1 protein-coding gene is annotated in these 1,870 nt (G+C 42.4%); it reads left to right on the top strand.

What is annotated here, in order from left to right; all coding sequences use genetic code 11:
* Positions 1-1,870: TonB-dependent receptor (locus EYO21_06020; GenBank protein HIB03365.1), on the top strand; the 1,870-nt coding region annotated here is incomplete at both ends.

Genomic DNA, 1,870 nt, shown 5'->3' with positions numbered 1-1,870 from the left:
AAATGAACCAGCGAAGCTTAGCATTATCTTTGATCTTGCTATTGGGCCTTCTTTTTTCATCCGTAAACGGTGCTACAATAACCGGGACTGTCAAAGATTCTGTTACAGGTGACCCTCTATTGGGAGCCAATGTATTCCTTGTAGGGACAAGCTTTGGTGACGCGGCAGATAAAAATGGATCATACTCTTTTTCCAATGTTCCTTTTGGGGATTATCTTATCAAAGCCACCTATATTGGTTATACTACCAAAGAGGATAGCATCACTGTAACGGACGGCCAGGATCTGACCTATGATTTCAGGCTGTCATACACGACGATAGAGGGGGAGATGGTGACAGTCACTGTTCAGGCAAGAGGGCAGATGAGCGCTATAAACCAGCAACTGTCATCTCGGTCGATTGTGAATGTGGTCTCGTCAGATCGTATTCAGGAATTGCCTGATGCCAATGCAGCTGAATCAGTGGCCCGTCTTCCCGGTGTATCCATTCAAAGAGAAGGGGGAGAAGGCAACAAGGTGGTTATCCGTGGGCTTTCTCCCAAGTACAATGCTGTGACTATTAATGGAATTCGCATGGCGTCAACGGATAGTGATGACAGAAGCACTGATTTAAGCATGATTTCCCAGTATATGATTGAAGGGATTGAAGTAACAAAGGCCGCTACACCGGATAAAGATGCCGATGTTCTCGGTGGCACGGTGAATTTCAGGATAAAAAAGGCGGCTGAAGGATTCAAATATAATTTTATTGCTCAGGGAAGTAACAATGCTCTCAGACAGACCTACAACGATTACAAGCTTGTAGCTGATGTAAGTAACCGTTTCGTGGGGAACCGTTTTGGAATTGTGGGACAGATCGATACAGAAAAACGAAACAGGAGCTCTAATGAATTAGGGGCCAACTACTGGATAAACGGGCCCTCCCTGGTTGATACAAACATAGTTTTGGTTTCGAGTTTAGGTCTTCGTGATGTTACACGAATAAACGACCGATTGAACGGGCTGTTTGTCCTGGATGCGAATATTCCTAATGGAAACATCAGTTTAACGAACCTATACAGCAGAATTGATAAAGATGAAATCCTGCATAGCACTAACTATGGTATTGTTCAAGATTCACGCTCATTTGGAACTTCTGATATTCAGAGAGTCATCACGGTCGCTACGAATTCACTTTTATATGAGCAACAATTTTCAGGGATCAAGGTTGATGCTTTTTTAGCTCATTCTTTTTCAGGAAACGTATCTCCTAGAACTCTCAGCTGGTCTTTTACTGAACCAAATGCCTTTAAAAATCCAGATCTGAATGCTGCTCCTGAGGATGTACCGTCTTTTGCCAGGAATGACACTATTGACGCATTTTTAACAGGTGTAAACATGGACTCTTCTGCAAACAAAGAAACAGAAATCTCGCGAGGCGTAAATGTAGAATTTGATTTCAACTTCTCAAGACAAGTTTCAGCAAAAATAAAATTAGGAAACAAATACAGGACAAAGAGAAGATATTATGATCGGTTCAGGCGTTTTTCACCCCTTGCCTGGGGCAGTTGGCAAAATGCTCGAGATAAGATTTTGAAAGCCTATCCTGAGATGCAGGAATGGTCAGCTTTGGGCACCCAGTTTCTTTCCCTTCTCGGTTTTATGGATTATAACTACCAACCTGTTAATTTTCTCAATGGCAATTACGAACTGGGCCCCGTCTCAGATCCATCGTTGCTTAATGGTGTATATGAACTACTGCTACCTCATGATGTGATGAGAAATGATTGGTCAGCTTCTCTTCTCAATGATTATTCAGGCAATGAAGAATACGGTGCAAGGTATATCATGGTTGATCTCAAACTCGGCTCAAGAATCAATTTCATAACAGG

The organism is Candidatus Neomarinimicrobiota bacterium, assembly GCA_012964825.1.
Classification (GTDB): domain Bacteria; phylum Fidelibacterota; class Marinisomatia; order Marinisomatales; family S15-B10; genus UBA2125.
This window is presented reverse-complemented; position numbering and strand designations above follow the sequence as displayed.